This window comes from Paenibacillus sp. YIM B09110 (genome assembly GCF_037167145.1).
GTDB lineage: Bacteria > Bacillota > Bacilli > Paenibacillales > Paenibacillaceae > Pristimantibacillus.
Genome location: NZ_JBANSP010000031.1, coordinates 1 through 19,829, shown reverse-complemented (window position 1 = coordinate 19,829; position 19,829 = coordinate 1). Strand labels below are relative to the sequence as shown.

General features: G+C 51.2%; 26 protein-coding genes. 17 read left to right on the top strand and 9 right to left on the bottom strand.

The window, feature by feature from the left end; all coding sequences use genetic code 11:
- The first annotated feature begins 30 nt into the window (after positions 1 to 30).
- On the top strand, positions 31 to 378 hold the full coding sequence (locus V8F51_RS27660) for a hypothetical protein (protein ID WP_337103735.1): 348 nt from the start codon (positions 31 to 33) through the stop codon (positions 376 to 378).
- 5 nt (positions 379 to 383) lie between these two features.
- On the opposite strand, the gene V8F51_RS27655 is transcribed toward V8F51_RS27660, so the two are convergent.
- The 5 genes from V8F51_RS27655 to V8F51_RS27635 form a co-directional block, all read right to left on the bottom strand.
- Complete coding sequence (locus V8F51_RS27655) at positions 384 to 788, bottom strand: DUF350 domain-containing protein (protein ID WP_337103734.1); 405 nt, start codon at positions 786 to 788, stop codon at positions 384 to 386.
- 68 nt (positions 789 to 856) lie between these two features.
- On the bottom strand, positions 857 to 2,176 hold the full coding sequence (locus V8F51_RS27650; RefSeq protein WP_337103733.1) for a glutathionylspermidine synthase family protein: 1,320 nt from the start codon (positions 2,174 to 2,176) through the stop codon (positions 857 to 859).
- Between the two features lie 4 nt (positions 2,177 to 2,180).
- The gene (locus tag V8F51_RS27645; protein WP_337103732.1) at positions 2,181 to 2,486 is read right to left on the bottom strand and encodes a hypothetical protein; all 306 of its coding nucleotides are present in this window, start codon (positions 2,484 to 2,486) and stop codon (positions 2,181 to 2,183) included.
- Positions 2,487 to 2,969: a hypothetical protein gene (locus tag V8F51_RS27640; RefSeq protein WP_337103731.1), complete on the bottom strand. Its 483-nt coding sequence runs from the start codon at positions 2,967 to 2,969 to the stop codon at positions 2,487 to 2,489.
- A gap of 3 nt (positions 2,970 to 2,972) precedes the next feature.
- On the bottom strand, positions 2,973 to 3,995 hold the full coding sequence (locus V8F51_RS27635; protein WP_337103730.1) for an ion channel: 1,023 nt from the start codon (positions 3,993 to 3,995) through the stop codon (positions 2,973 to 2,975).
- A 154-nt stretch (positions 3,996 to 4,149) separates the two neighbouring features.
- Between V8F51_RS27635 and V8F51_RS27630 the strand changes: the two genes are divergently transcribed.
- The 3 genes from V8F51_RS27630 (at position 4,150) to V8F51_RS27620 (ending at position 5,596) form a co-directional block, all read left to right on the top strand.
- Entirely contained in the window at positions 4,150 to 4,542 is a 393-nt protein-coding gene (locus tag V8F51_RS27630) for a phage holin family protein (RefSeq protein ID WP_337103729.1), read from the top strand.
- Between the two features lie 127 nt (positions 4,543 to 4,669).
- A complete protein-coding gene (locus V8F51_RS27625; protein ID WP_337103728.1) occupies positions 4,670 to 5,071 on the top strand; it encodes a hypothetical protein in 402 nt (133 codons plus the stop codon).
- A gap of 135 nt (positions 5,072 to 5,206) precedes the next feature.
- Positions 5,207 to 5,596, top strand: coding sequence for a cytochrome C oxidase subunit II (locus tag V8F51_RS27620; protein WP_337103727.1), 390 nt, complete (start codon positions 5,207 to 5,209; stop codon positions 5,594 to 5,596).
- 59 nt (positions 5,597 to 5,655) lie between these two features.
- Here V8F51_RS27620 and V8F51_RS27615 read toward each other — a convergent pair whose 3' ends face one another.
- The gene (locus V8F51_RS27615; RefSeq protein WP_337103726.1) at positions 5,656 to 5,919 is read right to left on the bottom strand and encodes a hypothetical protein; all 264 of its coding nucleotides are present in this window, start codon (positions 5,917 to 5,919) and stop codon (positions 5,656 to 5,658) included.
- Positions 5,920 to 6,071: 152 nt separating this feature from the next.
- Here V8F51_RS27615 and V8F51_RS27610 point away from each other — a divergent pair, with 152 nt between their 5' ends.
- From V8F51_RS27610 to V8F51_RS27585, 6 genes are all read left to right on the top strand, one after another.
- On the top strand, positions 6,072 to 6,359 hold the full coding sequence (locus V8F51_RS27610) for a Dabb family protein (protein ID WP_337103725.1): 288 nt from the start codon (positions 6,072 to 6,074) through the stop codon (positions 6,357 to 6,359).
- A gap of 19 nt (positions 6,360 to 6,378) precedes the next feature.
- Positions 6,379 to 6,504: a hypothetical protein gene (locus V8F51_RS27605; RefSeq protein ID WP_337103724.1), complete on the top strand. Its 126-nt coding sequence runs from the start codon at positions 6,379 to 6,381 to the stop codon at positions 6,502 to 6,504.
- 16 nt (positions 6,505 to 6,520) lie between these two features.
- Positions 6,521 to 6,940: a DUF86 domain-containing protein gene (locus V8F51_RS27600; protein WP_337103723.1), complete on the top strand. Its 420-nt coding sequence runs from the start codon at positions 6,521 to 6,523 to the stop codon at positions 6,938 to 6,940.
- A gap of 73 nt (positions 6,941 to 7,013) precedes the next feature.
- A complete protein-coding gene (locus V8F51_RS27595) occupies positions 7,014 to 7,700 on the top strand; it encodes a helix-turn-helix transcriptional regulator (RefSeq protein WP_337103722.1) in 687 nt (228 codons plus the stop codon).
- 169 nt (positions 7,701 to 7,869) lie between these two features.
- The gene (locus V8F51_RS27590) at positions 7,870 to 8,409 is read left to right on the top strand and encodes a DUF948 domain-containing protein (RefSeq protein ID WP_337103721.1); all 540 of its coding nucleotides are present in this window, start codon (positions 7,870 to 7,872) and stop codon (positions 8,407 to 8,409) included.
- Positions 8,409 to 8,816 carry a YtxH domain-containing protein gene (locus V8F51_RS27585; protein ID WP_337103720.1) on the top strand — a complete coding sequence of 136 codons (408 nt, stop codon included), beginning with the start codon at positions 8,409 to 8,411 and terminating at the stop codon, positions 8,814 to 8,816. Before V8F51_RS27590 ends, V8F51_RS27585 begins: the two co-directional genes overlap by 1 nt.
- 82 nt (positions 8,817 to 8,898) lie before the next feature.
- Here the strand turns inward: V8F51_RS27585 and V8F51_RS27580 are convergent, their stop codons facing one another.
- Positions 8,899 to 10,545 carry an MDR family MFS transporter gene (locus V8F51_RS27580; protein WP_337103719.1) on the bottom strand — a complete coding sequence of 549 codons (1,647 nt, stop codon included), beginning with the start codon at positions 10,543 to 10,545 and terminating at the stop codon, positions 8,899 to 8,901.
- A 225-nt stretch (positions 10,546 to 10,770) separates the two neighbouring features.
- Between V8F51_RS27580 and racE the strand changes: the two genes are divergently transcribed.
- The 6 genes from racE to V8F51_RS27550 all read left to right on the top strand — a co-directional run bounded on the left by racE (position 10,771) and on the right by V8F51_RS27550 (position 15,212).
- Positions 10,771 to 11,604 (top strand): glutamate racemase, encoded by an 834-nt coding sequence (gene racE, locus V8F51_RS27575; RefSeq protein WP_442956500.1) that lies wholly within the window; start codon positions 10,771 to 10,773, stop codon positions 11,602 to 11,604.
- 130 nt (positions 11,605 to 11,734) lie between these two features.
- Positions 11,735 to 12,688 carry a M14 family metallopeptidase gene (locus tag V8F51_RS27570; RefSeq protein ID WP_337103718.1) on the top strand — a complete coding sequence of 318 codons (954 nt, stop codon included), beginning with the start codon at positions 11,735 to 11,737 and terminating at the stop codon, positions 12,686 to 12,688.
- Positions 12,689 to 12,750: 62 nt separating this feature from the next.
- Entirely contained in the window at positions 12,751 to 12,984 is a 234-nt protein-coding gene (locus V8F51_RS27565) for a hypothetical protein (RefSeq protein ID WP_337103717.1), read from the top strand.
- A gap of 44 nt (positions 12,985 to 13,028) precedes the next feature.
- Positions 13,029 to 13,331, top strand: coding sequence for an iron-sulfur cluster assembly accessory protein (locus V8F51_RS27560; protein WP_337103716.1), 303 nt, complete (start codon positions 13,029 to 13,031; stop codon positions 13,329 to 13,331).
- Between the two features lie 38 nt (positions 13,332 to 13,369).
- Entirely contained in the window at positions 13,370 to 13,597 is a 228-nt protein-coding gene (locus tag V8F51_RS27555) for a DUF1450 domain-containing protein (protein ID WP_337103715.1), read from the top strand.
- Between the two features lie 157 nt (positions 13,598 to 13,754).
- A complete protein-coding gene (locus V8F51_RS27550; protein WP_337103714.1) occupies positions 13,755 to 15,212 on the top strand; it encodes a PDZ domain-containing protein in 1,458 nt (485 codons plus the stop codon).
- A 53-nt stretch (positions 15,213 to 15,265) separates the two neighbouring features.
- Here the strand turns inward: V8F51_RS27550 and V8F51_RS27545 are convergent, their stop codons facing one another.
- Both V8F51_RS27545 and V8F51_RS27540 read right to left on the bottom strand, forming a co-directional pair.
- Complete coding sequence (locus V8F51_RS27545; RefSeq protein WP_337103713.1) at positions 15,266 to 17,185, bottom strand: LTA synthase family protein; 1,920 nt, start codon at positions 17,183 to 17,185, stop codon at positions 15,266 to 15,268.
- Positions 17,186 to 17,350: 165 nt separating this feature from the next.
- Complete coding sequence (locus tag V8F51_RS27540; RefSeq protein ID WP_337103712.1) at positions 17,351 to 18,496, bottom strand: THUMP domain-containing class I SAM-dependent RNA methyltransferase; 1,146 nt, start codon at positions 18,494 to 18,496, stop codon at positions 17,351 to 17,353.
- Positions 18,497 to 18,741: 245 nt separating this feature from the next.
- Between V8F51_RS27540 and V8F51_RS27535 the strand changes: the two genes are divergently transcribed.
- Positions 18,742 to 19,371, top strand: coding sequence for an O-methyltransferase (locus tag V8F51_RS27535; RefSeq protein ID WP_337103711.1), 630 nt, complete (start codon positions 18,742 to 18,744; stop codon positions 19,369 to 19,371).
- Positions 19,372 to 19,829: the final 458 nt, after the last annotated feature.

Sequence of the window (19,829 nt, the reverse complement as noted above, 5' to 3'; positions counted from 1 at the left end):
ACGTATTTTTAGGCCCGGGAGGCAACGACAATGGCAATAAGCAAAGCAAGGAAAGCTAGAGAGAAGCTAGTTAAGCAAGGACGCATCGCGCCTGATCTGCTAAGAGGAAGCTGGCAGGGGGTTAACCCGTTGACCAAACGAAGCGAGACGTTACAGGAGAAACAGCATAAGCTGCAAAGCAAACATAAGAGGAATCTCGCTAATCACAGCGATGATTCCTTTTGTTTTTGGCGGGCTATATGTCATGAACGGGTAGGGAGGAAGCAGGCGGGTGGAGAAGCTGCAATTGGACGAGATGGGTGTGGGGGAGAGATAGCTGGAGAAAACACCGGTCCTCTCGCATGTAGAGGTGTGCGGGTGATTCTCCAGCTGCTTTAAGTTGGTTACATCAGGAATGTGCCGATGACGATCGATACGCCGATGATGATCGAGCGCAGCAGCTGCGCGACGGCCATATTGCCCTGAGCAATCTGATCGCATACTTTGAAGCGCGGCGTCAGGAAGTCGAAGATGACATAGACGAGGCATAGGATAACGATGCCGATACCCGACCAAATGAGCATCGATACCCAGGAGTCCGAGCTGAAAGACACCATGCCGACGATAATACAGAGGCCGAGCAGCTTGCTGCCCATGTACATGCCGGCCGCTTCGTTGCCCTTTTCAATTTCCTTGGCATCGTCGTAGCGCGTCAGCTTGCTGAATACGAATGCGCCAACGACGAGAATAACAAAAATAATAACGAGTCCGATACCGACGTTACCCGCATTTTCCAAAAAATCATTCATCGTTAAAACCTCCTAATCGATATGTAAAACAAATCTGCTTCTAATCGTAACTCCGCTCGGATACCGACCTACTCGTCCTGCTGCACAACGGCGGGGCAGAAGTAAGCCATGTCGCCGGTTATGACGCCGCCGATACGCGGCAACAGGCCCGCGAAGCGTCCGCCTATGATATATGCGCCTGTAAGCAGATAGCCTTCGTATAATCCGGTCTCTGTCTGTACGGTGGTATTCTCCATCGGGACCCGCTGCTGATACACCTTCGGCTGCCCGCTGTAATATTGTTTTGTCTCTTCGGCTTCCTCTGCATCCTCCTGATTGCCCCACTCATCTTGTTCCATCAAGCCGTCTGCGCCGTACAGCGCCGTTCCTTTGCCTTCGCGCCCCCAGTAGCCTTTGGCCACGAAGGGAATATGCTCCTGCAAGAAGACGGTGTTCTCAAAATAGGTAGGAAGCAGGTAGGCGCGAATCGCATCAAGCTCACCAGCGTCAAACAGCGGATGTCCCAGAACGTCGCTCGACAGATCGTTCCTTTCATACAAAGCCCAGATCAGCGCCATAAAGCCTTTGCTTTGCGTAATCGCGCTTTGCGGCGGATTGATTAGACCGAGCTTTCCTTCCGCAACAAGCTCAATCAAGGCTTCGCCGACCTTGAAGCCGCTGTCCGCGTCGGTATCATGGATCAAATATTCAAGCGGATACAGCCGGTACAAAATAGCGACACGTTTGCCGCCGGCGTATAGGCCGTCTCCAGGAATAATTTCAAGCTGATCGAGCGGTACATAGACCGCATCATGGCCAAGCTCGCGGATGACGTCCAGCACATAATCGGTATTGCATTTGTCCTCCAGATGCCAATCGTAGCTGCTGCAGGCGATCATGCCGTCAAGTCCCGCTTCACGATAATGGCGGATCAACTCGCCGAAGGCTTCCAGCATGCAATCGCGCATTCCCGTCGCGGCCGAGCGATAAGGCGTATAGCGACCGGCAACGATGTTGCCAAGATAAGCCGCTTCCGGTACGCCCGACGGCGTATCGGTATTGTTCTCGATACATTTCATACCGTCAGCGCTTAGGATCCAATCTTGTCTGGAGAGTCCATGTGCAGGCGTCTCTATTCGCGCTGTATCGACCAATGAGGGGTGAATGCCCAGTTGCGCCGATAAAAATTGGTCCGGCAGGCAGCGCTGGGCGAACCGAAGCGCCTTCCAATAAATACGGTCCACAAGCTCGGAAGCGTTTCGAAGCTCCTCGTATTCATTGCGCGCATACAAGGTTACGGAAGGGAGGCAATATTGCTTGCCGTACATCCGGTGATAAGGAAGCCGCTCTGCAAGCTCGCCTTGGAACAGCTCTACCGCCGTGAGGCCCAGCGGGATAACTCGCTGCATGGCGTTATCCTCCGCTGCTGAAGCCGGAGCTGCCGAACCCTTTGGAGGAGCTGGTGCTGGACTTGATGCTGGACGATTTTTTTATTTTTTTGCCGCTGCTTATAATCGTAGTGCCGTCATCGTCGCAATAATTGTTGTTGTTGAAATCATCGCAATCGTACCTGCTTGCGGTATTGCAGCCGCTTAAGGCGACTGGAACGGTAAGCATGAGGGCGAAGGCGAGCGCCTTCTGGCTGTTCGATCGCCATTTCGCTGGACGCGAAGGCTCGCTGCTCTGCGAGGCCATCTTCATTATGTGCTCGTCTTTCATTTACAGATTGACTCCTTTCAAAAATACGACGATTTTGCTGCGGTCCATATCATAAATGGTATACACCGTTTCGTAGGTGCTCCGCTCTGAAACAATATAATGGTCGAGCAGCAGCTGTGCGAAGTCTAGCGGACTGGCTGGCGGCCTCATTGCGAGCACGCACGGGTTGAACCGATAGCCGTTCCATAGTAGAAACTCGGCTTCCAAATAAGGAGAAACGCTGCAATTTTCGTAGAGAGCGGTTCGTATCGCCGTTCCATATATAGAATCGTCGAATTCGCTGTACGGCTTCATATAAATAAGATGCTGCTGCCCGTCCTCGGATTCATTAGCCGTGTGCTCATACAGTCCGTTGCGCACGGCGGTTGCGTTGACAAGCTTGCGGACGAATAGCTCGCCTTGCGATACGGTTGCTTCGGCAATCGTGCGCAGGACGCGCTGCTCGTATTCGGACCACTCCACGTAAGAGAGAGGGCTGGACATAAGTTAGGACCGCCTTTCGGATCGGATCTTCTGAATCGTATCTTCGTTGGAAATGACGAACAAGCGAGCATCTGCCGGAATTCTTGTATCCAGCTTACGGTTGATGCTCATATCCGTCCTGTCGGCGATTAGCGTCGCTCCTTGGCGAAGAAGCGCGGCGAAACCGTCGCCATAAGTTTGCCAGGCAGGATCAGGCTTGATATCGAATACGTCCTCGCCATATTGCTTGCTCAGCAGCTGTGTGAACAGATCGACGCTGCCCTCCTTCAGCGCGGAACGTACGGCGAGCCTCGACACGGCATCATGAGATAAAATAAAATCATTTACTTGTACGTGGCGGAAATTGAGAATATGCTTCTCAATCACGATTTCTACCGTCGTATGAACGGCCGGCGCCGCTTGCTCGATGCTGGAGACGATCAAGAGCGACTTGCCGTCGATCAGCGATGCGTCGTCGATGCGCGGATCGGCGAAAATAATAGCAGAGCGGGCCGCATGAATATTCGCCATCGCCAGCACTTCGATCGAGGTTGGATCGCCGCTGACGAATTGCACGTTCGGCCGATCATAGGGATGTTTCTCGGCGTTATCGATAATGACAATATGTATGCCGGGTTCGGAGCTGAGCAGTTCTTCGATGGCTAGCTGCGCTTTTTTGCTCCAATTAATGACGATAATATGATTGCTTTCCTGCACCTTCAATGTGCCGCTCTCCCTTCTCCTATGGAAACTGGCTACCCCGTCGATGATTTTGCCGATCAACAAGCTCAGCAGGCCGATGCCGAATACGTATAGAAACATTGCAAGCACTTTGCCGGGCACCGTCTTCGGAAAATAATCGCCGTAGCCGACGGTCGCGACCGTCGTCATTACCCACCATAACGCATTAAACCACGTCCCGAACGTCTCGGGCTCGATCACATAGGCGAGAGCAGAGCTGATTGCGACGAGCGCCAGCGTAAGCGCGGCAATCAAATAGTGGTTCAAACGCACGAGCTTGAAGGCAAGTTTCATTATGAGCTGCATCGTAGCCCCTCTTTCCTATTTCCTTCTCTATTAACGCAAAATAGGTTATGCCCGTTTCATAGATAGTAAGGGAATATTTGAGACTTGTCACGGACAACCTTGAGGCCCGGAGCATAGTATATAGCAAATTTATTTGAATATGGGGTGACAAAATATGCCGTTAGTCTTACTTTGCTCAATTTGCGGAATACTAGGGTCGATCGTTACCTTTGCTTTTGGCTCATGGATTGAATCCCTTACTCTATTAGTAGTGGCGATGGGAGTTGATTATGTTACCGGCGTAACGGCATCGATCAAGGAAGGAAGAGGGCTTAACAGCGCATTCGGCGCTTGGGGGCTGGCACGCAAAGGGTTAATGCTGCTCGTTATTTTGCTTGCGCACCGCATCGATATTTTATTGGATTTGAATGATGTGACGATGGGGGCGGCAATCTATTTTTATATCGCGAACGAGCTCATATCCATAACGGAAAATTACGGGCGATTGGGGCTGCCGATGCCTGATCGCCTGCGCGAGCTCATCGAGGTGCTTAAGCGTAAGAAATAAGCGTCTGAGCGGATAGGGCTAAGACTGCGATTGGCAGGAAGTTTTTTCTCTATTGCATGAACAAGCTGTCATTGGATATAATGAGAACAGATGTTCTTATAATACGGCTATGCAAGGAGGGAAAGCTATGGCCGTAAGCAAGGAAGAAGGACGCAGCGAGGCGAAGGCGGCTTCGCATCCGCCCGTTCAGACCGACGAGGAGCTGGAGCTGGTGAAGCGGTATGAGCTGCTTGGCATCGTCATGCGGATACTGGATCATGACATTCGGGTGATCGGGACGGCTTCGATCAAGCTGCCAAGGCTCTATGAGTCGATGCTGCGCGGGGTGCAGGATCGGGTGTTGCTCGATTTGTCCGCCATTAGGCGGCAATTCCGCGAAACCGGCATTAAAGTATATGAAGAGAAGCAGGAGGCGGACGGATTAAGCGCGCATTACATGTGCCGGGGCTACCATCACCGCTTCTTCATGCTGTGGGGTTTCGTGAAGGCCGAGTCCGAAAGGGTACTCAAGCAGTATTTGTCACGTTAATTCACGAATTGTTCATGGTTTTGTCAAAAAAACAAAAAAACTTTTCCTCTTTGCTCAGTTTAAGGTTGAGAACTTCGGACGATCTTATGTAATATAAGAGGTAGACATTATGATCGCAAAGGGGAGCACGTAGCAATGCACAAATGGATTATGTTCGTACTTTTTACAGCGGCGTCGTTGCTGGGCGTTTATATGCTCACATTCGGCTTGCCGGCTAAGCCTGTTGACGAGGCTGCCACGTTGCCAGAAGGCGTATCGCTTCTGAAGCTTGTGGCATCGAATGACTTCACGTTCGACCAAGAAACGTACACGGTGAAGGTTGGCGACAAAGTTAAGATGAAGCTTGAGAATAAGAGCGGCATTCACGGCGTTCACATTAAAGATTTGCAAGTTGAGCTTGACAATGACCACCCGGAAACAGATCTAGAGTTCGATAAGCCGGGCGAATATTTGATCGAATGCTCGATCCCTTGCGGACAAGGTCATACGACAATGCATGCGAAGCTGGTAGTAGAAGCTGCTTAAGCAGCTAATGCGATAATGAACAATGGAAAAGGAGCCGAAAGGCTCCTTTTTCAAAGTTATTAGCGTGCGCTGCGGCGACGGCCGCTTTCTCGGCCCGAGAAGATGATCTTGTCGGCGATAAAGCCGAGCAAAGCCCAAGTCAGCACCGTCAAGGCATACATAAGCAGGACGCTCACCTCGTGGATATCGACGAATAAATCGACGACCCATGCCGGTGGGCTGAACATAAAGAAGATCATGTTATGCGGGTCGTAGCCCGTGTAATTGAACAGGCAGATCGCAAGTCCGATCAGCGTTGCCGCTAAAGTAACGGGATAGCGCATTTTAGTATCAAGCTCCTTCGCCGTAAGGTTGCAGAGATTGCCCTTATACGGATGCATAGGGTATGATGTGTCTTAGGTTATTATGCGACAAATGATTCGATGTCATGCGAATGCGAACCCATTCAGAGCAGCAATTAGAGGAGGAACAGCCGATGCTTACACACATCGTTTTTTTCAAACTTAAGGACGGAAGCGCCGAGAACGTAGCAAACACTGCACAGGTGCTAAGAGATATGGAAGGCAAGATCGAGGTGCTCAAGTCGATTGAGGTTGGTATTGACGTGCTTCATTCGGAGAGATCGTACCACATTGCCTTAATTACGAAGTTCGACTCCTTGGAGGCGCTTGACGAATACCAAGTGCATCCTGTCCATAAAAAAGTAATCGAGCATATGACGCAAGTGCGCGAAGCTTCCGTCAGCATCGACTTCATAAGCTGAAAGGCGGGCTGTACGTAACATGGAAGAACAGATCAGCATGGGCGATGTATATGAAATTTTGACTTATTTGCTCGTTATTATTTTGAGCAGCATTATTATGGTGGCATGGCTTAAACGGAAAGCAAAGAAAAAAAAGCAAGGCTGAAGGCAGGCGACGACAATTGTATTATGTAAATCGCGAGCAAATTGAGGTCAGGCTGCAAGCAGTGCCCGAAATCGCGGCGGCATTGCATGACGTTGCATCGAACTGGCAAGCGACATTATTGCAGGGACTTGCGCAGGAGCGCGCGCTGCATCTGGCAATCGAGACGGTAACGGATGTTGGAAGCTATCTGATTGACGGTTTTATTATGCGCGATGCGAGCAGCTATGAGGATATTATAGAGATTACGGGCGAGGAAGGCGTTTTTCCGGCGGACATGCTGGTGACGTTAATTGAATTGGTTAGGCTTCGTCGGCCGCTCGTCCAAGAGTATTTTGTATGGCCGCGCAGCGAGCTGCATCCGTTGTCGGAGCGCATCGCGAAGCTGCTGCCGGAATATAAGTTAGCGGTGGAGCAATATTTGGATCGCGAGCTATAGCGTGTAATTGTTGGCCGTTTGCATTTGTTAACACTTGCAAAACGGCTAATTTGCGTTACAATGACGCTAATAGATGTGCAAGGGCGGTGAAGGTTTGAAGCGCAACGATACGAATCGCGCAGCAAGACGGACAGTAGACAATAACAGTGACACTTCAACGCGAGAGCGTTTATTGCTGCTGCTTCGGACGAAGGGACGGATGAGTGCCGGCGAGCTTTCGGAGGAGGTTGGGCTGACGGAAATGGCGATACGCCGCCATATGTACGCACTGGAGACGGAAGGCAGCATTCATATTGTCTCTGTACGTCAAGCGATGGGCAGGCCGCTGCACGCTTATGAACTGACGAGGCAAGCCGATGAGCTGTTTCCGAAAAATTATCACCTGCTCGCTCTCGATTTACTCGACGAGCTGGCTGATAACCCCGATACGGCAGGGCTCATTGATGTGATGTTCGAAGGCAGAAAGCAGAAGCTGCTTGAGAGGTATGAGCCGAAGATGGCAGGAAAGAGTCTCGAGCATCGGATTAGCGAGCTAGCGGCCATTCAAAGCGCCGGAGGGTATATGGCGGAGCTGGAGCCGCAGGGTAACGGAAAGTATATGCTTAATGAATATAATTGCCCGATCGCGAAGGTGGCAGGAAAGTATCAGCAAGCATGCAGTTGCGAGCTAGCGTTGTTCCAAGCGCTGCTGGATGCGCCTGTCGAGCGGACGGAATGTTTGGCTAAGGGCGGCGGCAAGTGCAGTTATAAAATCGGCTAAAGCTAAGTGTAGAAATAAGAGGTCGTTCTTTGGAATCGTGCGCGGATTCCGGGGGAGCGGCCTTTTTTGCATGCGCCTGTGTCAAAACAAGCCCATGCTGCTTATACTGTCATTACGCAAGTGGGCATTCGTCTATATGGCATTCGCACGGTAAGGAGGAGAGCGGAGCATGATCGTAACATGGAGCGCAGCGGTTGCCGCAGGCGCATTCGTCATTCTGGTAACGGGCTTACTTGTCGGCATGCGAATATTGCTTGGCAGGCTTGCACAGGTACAGCAATCTGCTGAAGCGATGCAGCGCGATGTAGCTCGTTTAGGGGAAGAGTTGCGCGGTCTAGTAACGCCGGCCGAAGAGACGATTCGGACCGCGAATCGGCAGCTAACCAACGTGAATCGATTATTCGAAGCGGCTGGCGAGGTCGGAGGCACGATTAAGCATACGACATCGGCTGTACAGAGCGTAACGGCTGTACTTGCAGATTCGGTGGCAAGGCATGCTGAGCGAGCATCGACGAAGCGGCAGATCGGCGAAGCGTTCGAATGGGCGGAGCTGGGCATTGCAGCTTGGCAGCTATGGCAATCGAAGCGCAGCGCCGCGGCGTCGGCATCGGCTGACGAAGCCGGGCATCATGCACATGTTACCGCTGCTTTCTCCGAATCGACAAGCAGAGACGAAGGGCACGCTAAGAACGAAAGGAGCGAATCATGATGACAACTCGTAAAGGGACTAAAGGATTTTTGCTGGGGGCATTAGCTGGAGGTGTCGTTGGTTCTGTGACAGCTTTATTGCTGGCGCCGAAAGCCGGCAAGGAGCTTCGTCAGGATATTTCGACAGGTGCTCAGAAGGTTGGCCAAACGACGGTTAAGGTTGCCGGTCAAGTTGGCGAATCAACAGGACGTTTTGCTAAGCAAATCGGCGATCAAGCGGTGCAGCTAGCTGATCGTACGAAGCAGGCAGCTGGCAATTTCGTAAGCACGGTCAAAGGCAAAAACTTGATCGACGCTGACGAAGCAGCAGCTGCGCTGAATGCTGGAGGCGGCGAACAGCAAGTCGCTATCGCGCTTGAATCGGTGGAAGCCGGCGAGTCCGAAGCCGCAGTAACGAAAGAACTGTAATGCCGCATAAGAAGGCGCCGGCCATGGATTCGATTATGAACCATGTGCCGGCGCCTTCTGTTAAAATATAGAAAGTATGAGGTTACATAGGATTAATCTGCGGTTCGCTTGACGCTAACTCTGACTTCTTGTCTTCCTTCGCAGGCTGAATGAGCTTCATGTTGCGAACGAACAGCGCCAGCACAGTGCCAATAGCAATGAAGATCAAGCCGACCCAAAAGACGGCGTGCAGCGAATCGATTAATGTTGACTTCACAACGGGTACCAGCTTGTCGGTAAGCTCCTTCGGCAGCTGAGACAATACTGACGGATCAAGCAAGCTGGAATATACAGCCTGCGGATTGGATTCAATCGTGCTTGCCGTTTGGTCGGCCAGTTGCTTCGCTTCCTCAGGAAGCTGCCCAAGCATAGGTGTCAGCTTGTAATTAAGAGCGCTGCTTGTTTGCAGATTCATAACGGCTCCCAGCAGCGTCATGCCAAACGTAGCTCCGATCTGACGGAAAAATGTGCTGGACGAAGTGACGACGCCAAGCTGCGACTTCGGATACGAATCCTGCAGCACGAGCGTGAGCAGCGGCATGACGAGTCCGATGCCTGTTCCAAGCACGACCATGTAGCTCGATGCTACTAGTCTTGTCGTAGATCCGTCCAGCAGCGTAAGGAGGAAGAAAGCGACTGCAATAATGAGCATGCCGATAATTAATTGCGCCCGAACGCCAAGCTTATATACGACCTGTCCGCCGATGATGCTGAACAGCATCATCGATACCATCATCGGTATCATAATCGAGCCGGAAGCCGTAGCGGAGATGCCTACGATCCATTGCATGAAGAGGGGCACGAACAGCGTTGCACCGAACATGCCAAGACTCATGAAGAAGCCTACGCTGTTAATCAAAGTAAAGGTTTTGTCCTTGAACAGCTTGACGGGAAGAACGGGCTCCTCGGCTTTAGCTTCCACGAATACGAATACGGTCAAGGCCGCGATGGCCAAGACAAGCATGCCGATGATCTGCCAGGACAGCCATTCGAATTCATTGCCGCCCAGCGACATCGCAAGCAACAAGCTGACTACGCCGACGACCATAGTGAAGATGCCGGCCCAGTCGAATTTCACTTTGCCTTCGGACTTCTTGCCGCTTAAGGATAGGGCGATGAAGATCGTTGCTATTACGCCGACAGGCAAGTTGATATAGAACACCCAGCGCCAGTCCCAAGCGTCGACGATCCAGCCGCCGATTTGCGGACCTAGGACGGAGGAGAGGCCGAACACGGCGGCGAATATACCCTGCCACTTCGCGCGCTGCTTGCCTGTGAATAGGTCGCCGACAATGATCATAGCCATCGGCATCATGATCCCGCCGCCAAGGCCTTGGATCGCACGGTAAATGATAAGCTGCTCGATATTGCCTGCAACACCGCAGAGCGCCGAGCCGATAATAAAAATAAGGAGACCCGATACATATACGATTTTGCGTCCGAATAAGTCGGAAAGCTTGCCGGCGATAGGAACGATTGTTGTAGAGGTCAGCATATAGGCGGTTGTAACCCAAGCCATCAGTTCCAAGCCGCCCATCTCAAGAATGATGGTCGGCATCGCCGTGCCGACGATCGTGCCGTCAAGCGCTGCGAACAGCATGGCGATTAGCAAGCCGATAATAAGCAAGCCGCGTTTGTTGCCGGAATTAACATCGTTATCTTGCGCTGCGGATTTCGTTTGTTCCGTCATAGTAGGTAACTCCTGTCTATAGATGTATATAACCTAGCCGGGGTTAGGACAGAACAGTTAAATCAATTAAATATTAAGCGATACATATTTTTACTGTCAATATAAGGTTAGAAGGCCGGTTTTCATTGGTTTTCATTTATTGAAGCTTGTTTGCTTTTGCGATAAGATGTAGGTACGTTTTTTTGCCCGTATTCATATGCTATTGTGTCATTCTATTTGACGATCATGTTCAAGGAAAGCGGTGTGTTCGTGCAGCAACCGATTGCGATACTTGATTCAGGCGTAGGCGGTCTAACCGTTGCCAAAGAAGTGATGCGCCAACTGCCGCGAGAAAAAATCGTTTATTTCGGAGATACAGCCAGGACGCCTTACGGTCCTCGCTCCTCAGAGGAAATCATTCGCTTCACGAGAGAAATAGTGGATTACTTAATTCAATTCAGTCCCAAAATGATTGTTATAGCATGCAACACCGCAACGGCAGCGGCGCTTGGCGACATTCGCGCAAGAGTTGCTGTGCCGGTAGTCGGCGTGATCAACCCCGGTGCAAGAGCTGCTATCGGCCGCTCTGCAACCGGTTGTATTGGTGTTATCGGTACGGAAGGGACAATCAAGAGCCGTGCATACGACAACGCGTTGCGTGAACTTTCGCCTCATGTGGAGGTCATAAGCGAAGCTTGCCCGTTATTCGTACCGCTCGTGGAGAAAGGCAATTTCCGTTCGCCGGAAACGTATGAGGCTGTGCGCAAGTCAATCGGACATTTGCGCATGTATCCGATCGATTGTCTCATTCTTGGCTGCACGCATTATCCGTTTCTGACCGACACGATTGCAGAGGTCATGGGTCAAGGCGTGGCGCTCATTAATTCGGCGGATGAGACGGCGAGAGAGGTAAGCATTATTTTGCGGGATCAAAAAAGACTTGCGCTCAGAAACGACGTACCGGTGCACCAGTTTTTCTGCAGCGGAGATTCGCTTCTGTTCAAGTCCATTGCGCAGCAATGGCTGGGCGAGCAGATTGAATTGACGCCAGTCGTTTGGCAGGTTCCGAATATTGTTTGAACCTTGCCGAAGGCGCGTAGTAACGAAGAAGCCGAAGAGCTCGTCTGCTTGCAGACGGGTGTCGGCTTCTTTGCTTTGTAAGTAGGCGTAAGTGAGCTTGATAACATAGGGCAAGCTTGAGCGGCATAGCATGGTCATGGTAGGAATGATAGAGCTGACGCTCGCTGGAGGCGATATTGCGATGAACGAGAAGGACTCATACCGTTATCATCATATGCTGGAGGGCTGCAGACAACTTGCCAGCCGCTATTCCTTCGTTACCGTCTATGAGATTGGGCGCAGCGTTCTCGGCAGGCCGATTATCGCGCTGCGCTGCGGACGAGGTTCAAGAAAGATTCATATGAACGCCTCATTCCATGCTAATGAATGGATTACATCCGCATTGTTAATGCGTTTTGTTGGCGACTTGTCCGCCTCGTACGCAAATGATGAACCGCTAAGGGGACAGGAGGTAGCGGAGCTCTGCAGAGAGGTGACGCTGTGGGCTGTCCCGATGGTTAATCCGGACGGCGTCGAGCTGGCCCAATGCGGGGTAAGCAAGTCCAATCCCTTATACGAGCAGTTGATTGCCTGGAACGGCGGCTCGAACAGCTTCAGCGGCTGGAAGGCGAATGCGAGAGGCGTTGATCTGAACGATCAGTTCCCAGCACATTGGGATGAGGAGTGCAAGCGCCGCGGGGTGGAAGGACCAGGTCCGCGCGATTACCCCGGCCCGCAGCCGCTAAGCGAGCCCGAAGCGCTTGCAATGGCAAGCCTTACGGAAAACATCGGGTTCGATGCGGTTATTGCTCTTCATACGCAAGGGCGGGAAATTTATTGGAATTATCGCGATTACGAGCCTATCGAGGCTGAGATGCTTGCAAAGCGGCTTGGCGGGGCAAGCGGCTACAAGCCGGTGAAGCTGTCAGGCAGCGATGCGGGGTATAAGGACTGGTTCATTCAGTACTATCGCAAGCCAGGCTTCACGGTGGAGGCGGGGTACGGCGAGAATCCGCTCCCGTTCCAAAATTTCGATCACATCTATATGGAATTGCAGCCCCTATTGGTGGAGGCGCTGCAAATCGGCAGACATCGTCCTTCGTAGGTGATGTCTGCTTTGTAATTTATGATATACTAGTCGTAAATGCAATCAAGGTGGGACATCCTATGCGTAAATTGTTATCGCTTCGCCATTGGAAAGGGACGTTCGGTCTTATTTTCAAGCTCCTGAAGTCACGGGACGTAGAAGTAAAGGACAAGCTGCTATTCGGCGTGCCCGTATTGCTATATTGGATTTTGCCCGATGTGCTGCCGATGATGCCGATCGACGATATTGCGGTAACGATGATTATTTCAGAATGGTTTGCCCGCAGAATGCAGACGAAGTATAATATAAAATAGTAAAACCTGCCGAAGGGCATAACGATAAGAGGAGCTGGATAACGATGAACTGCAAAATTTCCAAAAACGCTGCTAAAATGTTGAAGGTAGAGCTGGACAAGCCAGAGAACGAAGGCAAGAAGCTTCGCGTATACGTAACACATTCGCACGGCGATCACGCGCATTACGGCATGGGGATTGATGTGCCTACCGATAAGGACGTCGTTGTATCGACGGACAAAGATATTGATGTTATTTTGGAAGATGGCAACGAGTTTCTAGATGGCGTTCGAATTGATTACTTCTACGCGCCGGAGGAAGGCTTTGCCGTTACGAATCCAACTAAAGGCAACCACGGCGACCACTAAGCTTCGCAGGCTGCCGGAGCAAGATAGGAAGATGTTGAATGGCTAACGATATACGCATATGCGACAAATGCAAGCATATGAAGATGAAGACGTCCATTGCCAAGTTGCAGAAGCTGGCCCCTAATGACGAGATCGGCGTAGTAAGCTGCAAGTCATACTGCGGCCCTTGTGCGCGGTACGCGTTCGTCTTCATCAATGGACGGTATGTGAAGGGTGCTTCCGAGGACGATGCGATCGAGAAGGCTAGCCAATATATTAAGAAATAAATGACGCCATCAAACGCTCGATTGAAATTGAACTTCATAGGATACGTACACATCAGGACCCAACGGCAAATCTTCCGTTGGGTTCTCGCTCGTTGCGGATGCATGCACATAATAAAAACCAAAGAAATAGGAATCTAACGGCGAAGAGGTCTGCTGGATGACAATAAAATCGAGGCTTAGAAATAGAAATCATCGGAACTTTTATGTTATCGGACTTGTCGTTGCATTAAGTTATTTGGTCTTCGCCGAGCTTATATGGCTTCCTGCTCCGCTTAGGACAGCTGGAGGCATGCAATGGATCGAGATGATCGATTGGCTGCTTATGCTGCTAGCGCTGCCTCCGCTGCTTTGGGCGGCAGGCGCGGTGCAGGGTAGTTTTAAGCTCCGTAGAGTATACCTAAGCTCTGGCATAGAAGTGGGCCGCAGCAAGCTGTCGTATGTTGTGATGCACTTACTGAAGTTGGCAGTTGTAGTCGTTAGCGTATGTGCTGCTGCCGTTGCTCTATTCACTCCAACTAAGCTGATGCTGATGCTTCTGCTTATCGGCTCATCAGCACTGCTTGTAGGCATTGATATGCTGCTTAGCGAGCTGATGGGTTGGGAGGCGGGGAACGGCAAGCTGCGCTTCTCCAAACGCACATTGCTGTTATGGATCGGTATTGCGATTGTAATGGCATTGCTTGTTACTCCGACAGGCTACAATGTCACTTATCCGGGAATGACGCTTAATATGAACCGTTATGCACATGTGGAGAGCGGAGCGGCGGGAGGATCCATTAACGGCGTACTCGTATTCGAACGGCCGGCTGTGCCGATGGATTGGGTATACGGCAAGCTGTTCCCGGAATACCGCTTCGACCCCATTCCTGAAGACGAGCCTCCGCTTACGGAGTCCTACTCCCAAGTTGTCATGATGAAGACGAATGCCAATCAAGTAGCTGAGGCTGTTGCGATGGAGAAGGCAGGGATCGGTAATGGCGTCACTGCGGATGGGGTGTTCGTCGTGGCGATCGTAACGGGAAGCCCGGTAGAAGGACAGCTTCAAGCTGGCGATATCATTCGTGGCTTGAACGATCGGACGGTACAGTCGTTGGACGATATGACTAGCTATATGGGTAAGGCGATCAAGCCAGGCGACACTGTGTCGCTAACGATTGACAGGGGCAAGGAGTCATTGCGGATCAGTGCGCTCACACGCGCTGCGGATGACGATAAGAACCGAGCCGTGTTCGGCATTTCTGTGCGGACGAATCCGAAGCTCGATACTCCGCGAGCGGTGGCCTACAAACCGTATATCGCGCATATAGGCGGTCCGTCTCATGGAGCGATGCTGACGCTGGCGATCATCGATCAGCTGACACCTGGGGGTGTAACAGGGGGTTTGCAGGTTGCGGGTACAGGGACCATTGAGGTCGACGGCAGTGTCGGACTTGTCGGAGGCATTCCTCAAAAGGCTTATGCGGTAAGTCGCACCGATGCCGATGTCTTCTTCGTGCCAGCCGCATCCGTAGAGGCTGCGAGATCGGCCGCTCCTTCGCTTAATATTGTGCCTGTCCAGACGATTGACGATGTACTCGGCTGGTTAGCAGAGCATGGCAAGCGGCAAGCTTCATAATGTCATAAAAAAACAACCCGCCTTCCTAAATCTGGAGGGCGGGTTGTTCGTTATTATTTCGTTCCTGCAGAAGCAAGGGTGTTGGCGTCTTCATCTGTGCTGCCCGCACGTGCTTCGGTAGCGTCTTGCTCTTTGTAATCGGCGATGAGATCGTTCTCGATGATTTGATCGGACATCGCCAGCTCCGTGCTCGCTTCCTCAATGCCTGACAAACAGCCATTGATATCGCCGACTGCATTATCGGCTATATTCCAGCACTTGCCGTTCTCAGGGATACCGTCAGCGGAAGGCATGAAGAAGACGTTTCCGTCTGTCCAATAACCGTTGCGGAGAACAACCTTGTGACCTGCAACCGGCTGTTCGGTAATGAGCGGCATGCCAATCATATATTTATCTGCCGTCGAGATACCGAGCAGGTGCATGACCGTTGGCGTAATGTCAATCTGACCTCCAACGTTCGTATACTCACCGGCATGCTCGCCGCGAGGCAAATGAACGATAAGCGGCACCTGCTTCATTATCATCATTTGCTCGACCTCGGACAATGACTTGCCAAGGAAGGTTTCAAACAGCTTCATATCCTTGATCGAGTTGTCGTGATCACCGTACATCAGAAGGATGGTATTGTCCCATAGTCCTTCGGCTTTCATGCGCTCAACCAATTCGCCGATTGCGGCATCTACGTAATGGGTTGCCTGCAAATAATCGCCCATAATCGTACCGTCGAGCTCTCCGACATTCAGCGTTTGTACGTCTTCCTGCAACGTATAAGGATGATGGCTGGACAATGTAATCAGGAACGAATAGAAAGGTTGTTTTTGATCCGATATAACATCGAGCGATTGTCGGAAGAACGACTTGTCGCCAAGCGACCAACCGACTTTTTCGTCCAATGTGAAATGCTTTCGGCTGTAAAATTTATCGTATTCCATATTGTTGTACATCGTATTCCGATTCCAGAAGCCGCCCTCATAGGCATGGAAGACGTTGGCTGTATAGCCTTCTTGCTTCAGCGTCTGAGGCATGCATTCAAAGTCGTGGTTTGCGAATTGGATAAATACAGAGCCGTTGCCGACAGGCTGCATCGAGCAGTTCGCTGCGAAATCGGCGTCAGACGTGCGGCCTTGCGCAGTCTGGTGATAGAACTCGCTGAAATAGGCGCTTTCTTTAATCAGCTTGTTCATATTCGGCGTAATTTCCTCGCCGCCGATCGATTGGCCGATCATGAAGTTTTGGAAAGCTTCCATCTGGATCATCAGCACGTTGCTGCCTTTGTAGGCGCCGAACAGCGCATCGCTTTCCAATTCCTTGCGATCTTCACCGCGCTCGGCAATCCAAGCTTTCGATTCGGAAGCTTGCTCCGCCGAAACGTTGGATGTGTCGAACCAGTTCTGCTTCGCATAACGGTATATATCGAACCCGTGGAAGCCGATTTCACCGGTTACATTGTAGATGGACAGATTCCACCATGCCCCGACGAAAATCCCTTGTGCCCACGTCCGCTTCGCCTCTTCCACGTTCGTAAAGACGAGGTTCGAACCCAGCATGAACACGGCGACGCTAATGATGATGCGGGCAACGGTTTTGCGCCACAACGGTGCGGACTTGATGCCGGCTTGCTCGTTCGCTCTGCGAAGATCGCCGCGGCCTTTCCAAATGACATACACGAGGAATGGAACGATAACAATCCAGTCAACGAAGAAAACAATGTCATTCCAAGACAAAAGCGTATTAATGCTTTCACCGAGCGAATCAACTTGGTTCATCTGCATAAGCACGGGAACCGTAATTAAGTCTTGAAAATAACGATAGTAAATAAGATCAGCATACATGACGAAAGATAAAATGAGATTAATAACGATGAGTGCAATAATACGGCCGCGCGGAGGCAGCCATATGGTCCAAAAGACGGTAAGCAATAGCGCTCCCAACTCAATGAAAAAATCCTCGCCGTTCATTCTCATTTTGGACATGCCGATAACGTCGGAAAAAATATAAAGCTTAGCCATCAAAACGACCGTAAACAGTAAAAAATCTACAGTCTTGAGACGAGTCAGCCATACGAGCACACTGCTCATGCATCGTCGTACAATATTGTAATTATTCGAATACATAATGAGCTTGTCCTTCCTTTCTCACTAGTTCCGGCCGCCGCGCGGAGGCAATGGTCCGAAAAATTGATAATAGTTGCATTCAATTCGGCCATTGAACAGCTTGCGTTTTTTGTCTGCCGGGCGGCCGAAATAGGTCTCCATCGTTGTTGACGGACTTATTGCGAAATAGGACCATGTCGGGTAATGAAGCGCGGTAAGTCCGAATTGGCGCAATGCCATTTCGGCTTCGCGATCATCGCCAAGCCGCTCGCCGTAAGGAGGGTTCGTAATGATTACACCGTAATCGCCCTCAGGCTTCGCCTTAGCGACCGGAAGGACGTTAAGCTTGATTTCTTTGCCGAAGCCGGCTTTCTTGACGGCCGCCTCCGCAATCTCAATAGCGTTCGGATCGATGTCCGAGCCGGCGATCTGAAGCGGAATGTCGTCCTTAACGGCATCGTAAGCTTCTTCGCGGGCTGCATCCCACAACTCATCAGGCAGTAGCGGCCAGCCCTCACTGTTGAACGATCTGCGAAGTCCTGGCGCAATATTCCAGCCGATCATCGCTGCTTCTATTAAAATAGTGCCTGAACCGCAGAACGGGTCATAGAGCGGGCGATCGGGCTGCCAGCGGCTAAGCTGGATGAGCGCTGCTGCCATCGTCTCGCGAATCGGTGCTTCCGTAGATACTTTGCGATAGCCGCGTTTGTGCAGGCCGGCGCCTGTCGTATCGAGCGTCAGCATCGCTTTGTCGTTAAGCAGCGTCACCTCAATGACGTACCGTCCGCCATCCTCCGGAAACCATTCCGTGTGATAACGTTCCTTCATTTTCTCGACGACCGCTTTTTTCACGATGCCTTGGCAGGCAGGAACGCTCGTTAACTGCGATTTTTGGGAGCGGCCGTCAACTGGGAATTCGCCATCCTCAGGAATCCAAGTTGGCCAGTCAAGCGCTTTCGTACCCTCGAACAGCTCATCGAACGTCGTCGCGCGGAACTCTCCCATTTTGATCAAAATTCTGCCTGCGGAACGAAGCCATAGATTCGTTCGGCATATGTCGGCGGGACCGCCCGTAAAGTTGACTCTGCCGTTCTCGACTTGCAAGTCCGTGTAACCGAGGTCTTTAAGCTCTCGGGCAACAACCGCCTCAAGCCCCATCGGCGAGGTTGCGATTAATTGTAGCTTTTCCATCTAACACTCTCTTTTCATTAGTTCTGCGAGTCCTGTCGACTGATGTCCGGAGCTGCGCTTGTATCCCTGCTAGAAGAAGCGCCTGACGGCGTCCTTGACAGCATAAGCTTTCGTTTCGCGGTGAAATATAGGCGTATGGATAAAAGTAAAACTTATGCTTTCCTATATTTGAACAAAAACATACAATCAAGTATAGGACAAACTAGGTTGTTTTTACAAATTGTAAAATTGGAGAGAGATGAATAATGTTTCTGAATGAGCAATATGTGGATGATTTATATGCAAAAGATGCCGATCTTGAACATGTGAAAGCGGTGCTTGCGGAGCGTGGAATGCCCGATATTTCGGTAGCTGACGGGTATGGAAGGCTATTGACGATGCTTGTGAGGCTGAAGGGAGCGGGCAGCGTACTGGAGATTGGAGCGCTTGGCGGTTATAGCGGCATTTGTCTCGCCCGGGGCATTGGGGAAGCGGGGAAGCTTGTATCGCTGGAGTTGCTGCAGCACTACGCGGACGTCGCTAAGGCGAATATGGAAGCTGCGGGACTTGGAGATAAAGTGGAGTATGTTGTCGGTGATGCGAAGGCGAGCTTGGCGCAGCTAGCGTCGGAAGGGCGGAAATTCGACTTCTTCTTCATTGATGCCGACAAGGAAGGGTATCCGATCTACTTGGACTATGCGCTTGAGCTGGCCAATCCAGGAGCGCTGATCGTTGGCGACAATATCTTCTTGCGCGGGCGGACGGTCGACGAAACGAAGCAAGGCCCGGCTGTGCGCGCCGTGCGTTCATTTAATGAACGCATCGCGACCGACGAGCGGCTCATGAGCACCGTCATACCGGGTTATGATGGCCTCGCGATTGCTATTGTGAAGTAAGATAGCTTGCTTGAGCTTGTTTAGGTGCGGAGGACGAATCTCTACGAACGGAGTGGGGGATTGGGGGATTGCGCAATAGTGTCATTCTGGGTAACTAATTAGTCTTGTACGAGGAACCCCGCGTGTTTAGTTCGATATCGGGCAACTAAACGGGCAGATTTGGTGTTTTGGGCGTGAAACGGCGAATTAGTTCGATGAAAAGCAACTAATGAGCATGTTACCGCGTGTTAGCTGAAATTAGTTTGATGAATTGCAACTAATGTGCAATATACCCGTCGGTGATCCCCTCCTTGGCATGATGCGGTCCTCTCCAAAAGGTAGCTAACGGGCAATAGTGTCATTCTGGGCAACTAATTAGTCTTGTACGAGTCCCCCCGCGTGTTTAGTTCGATATCGGGCAACTAAACGTGCGGGTTGGGTGTTATGGGCGTGAATCGGCCGAATTAGTTTGATGAAAT

What these genes read in the sequence shown, in the direction of transcription:
- V8F51_RS27660 (WP_337103735.1), top strand. Translation starts at nt 31, where the DNA reads ATGGCAATAAGCAAAGCAAGGAAAGCTAGAGAGAAGCTAGTTAAGCAA.
- V8F51_RS27655 (WP_337103734.1), bottom strand. Translation starts at nt 788, where the DNA reads ATGAATGATTTTTTGGAAAATGCGGGTAACGTCGGTATCGGACTCGTT.
- V8F51_RS27650 (WP_337103733.1), bottom strand. Translation starts at nt 2,176, where the DNA reads ATGCAGCGAGTTATCCCGCTGGGCCTCACGGCGGTAGAGCTGTTCCAA.
- V8F51_RS27645 (WP_337103732.1), bottom strand. Translation starts at nt 2,486, where the DNA reads ATGAAAGACGAGCACATAATGAAGATGGCCTCGCAGAGCAGCGAGCCT.
- V8F51_RS27640 (WP_337103731.1), bottom strand. Translation starts at nt 2,969, where the DNA reads ATGTCCAGCCCTCTCTCTTACGTGGAGTGGTCCGAATACGAGCAGCGC.
- V8F51_RS27635 (WP_337103730.1), bottom strand. Translation starts at nt 3,995, where the DNA reads ATGCAGCTCATAATGAAACTTGCCTTCAAGCTCGTGCGTTTGAACCAC.
- V8F51_RS27630 (WP_337103729.1), top strand. Translation starts at nt 4,150, where the DNA reads ATGCCGTTAGTCTTACTTTGCTCAATTTGCGGAATACTAGGGTCGATC.
- V8F51_RS27625 (WP_337103728.1), top strand. Translation starts at nt 4,670, where the DNA reads ATGGCCGTAAGCAAGGAAGAAGGACGCAGCGAGGCGAAGGCGGCTTCG.
- V8F51_RS27620 (WP_337103727.1), top strand. Translation starts at nt 5,207, where the DNA reads ATGCACAAATGGATTATGTTCGTACTTTTTACAGCGGCGTCGTTGCTG.
- V8F51_RS27615 (WP_337103726.1), bottom strand. Translation starts at nt 5,919, where the DNA reads ATGCGCTATCCCGTTACTTTAGCGGCAACGCTGATCGGACTTGCGATC.
- V8F51_RS27610 (WP_337103725.1), top strand. Translation starts at nt 6,072, where the DNA reads ATGCTTACACACATCGTTTTTTTCAAACTTAAGGACGGAAGCGCCGAG.
- V8F51_RS27605 (WP_337103724.1), top strand. Translation starts at nt 6,379, where the DNA reads ATGGAAGAACAGATCAGCATGGGCGATGTATATGAAATTTTGACTTAT.
- V8F51_RS27595 (WP_337103722.1), top strand. Translation starts at nt 7,014, where the DNA reads ATGTGCAAGGGCGGTGAAGGTTTGAAGCGCAACGATACGAATCGCGCA.
- V8F51_RS27590 (WP_337103721.1), top strand. Translation starts at nt 7,870, where the DNA reads ATGATCGTAACATGGAGCGCAGCGGTTGCCGCAGGCGCATTCGTCATT.
- V8F51_RS27585 (WP_337103720.1), top strand. Translation starts at nt 8,409, where the DNA reads ATGACAACTCGTAAAGGGACTAAAGGATTTTTGCTGGGGGCATTAGCT.
- V8F51_RS27580 (WP_337103719.1), bottom strand. Translation starts at nt 10,545, where the DNA reads ATGACGGAACAAACGAAATCCGCAGCGCAAGATAACGATGTTAATTCC.
- racE (WP_442956500.1), top strand. Translation starts at nt 10,771, where the DNA reads ATGTTCAAGGAAAGCGGTGTGTTCGTGCAGCAACCGATTGCGATACTT.
- V8F51_RS27570 (WP_337103718.1), top strand. Translation starts at nt 11,735, where the DNA reads ATGGTCATGGTAGGAATGATAGAGCTGACGCTCGCTGGAGGCGATATT.
- V8F51_RS27565 (WP_337103717.1), top strand. Translation starts at nt 12,751, where the DNA reads ATGCGTAAATTGTTATCGCTTCGCCATTGGAAAGGGACGTTCGGTCTT.
- V8F51_RS27560 (WP_337103716.1), top strand. Translation starts at nt 13,029, where the DNA reads ATGAACTGCAAAATTTCCAAAAACGCTGCTAAAATGTTGAAGGTAGAG.
- V8F51_RS27555 (WP_337103715.1), top strand. Translation starts at nt 13,370, where the DNA reads ATGGCTAACGATATACGCATATGCGACAAATGCAAGCATATGAAGATG.
- V8F51_RS27550 (WP_337103714.1), top strand. Translation starts at nt 13,755, where the DNA reads ATGACAATAAAATCGAGGCTTAGAAATAGAAATCATCGGAACTTTTAT.
- V8F51_RS27545 (WP_337103713.1), bottom strand. Translation starts at nt 17,185, where the DNA reads ATGTCCAAAATGAGAATGAACGGCGAGGATTTTTTCATTGAGTTGGGA.
- V8F51_RS27540 (WP_337103712.1), bottom strand. Translation starts at nt 18,496, where the DNA reads ATGGAAAAGCTACAATTAATCGCAACCTCGCCGATGGGGCTTGAGGCG.
- V8F51_RS27535 (WP_337103711.1), top strand. Translation starts at nt 18,742, where the DNA reads ATGTTTCTGAATGAGCAATATGTGGATGATTTATATGCAAAAGATGCC.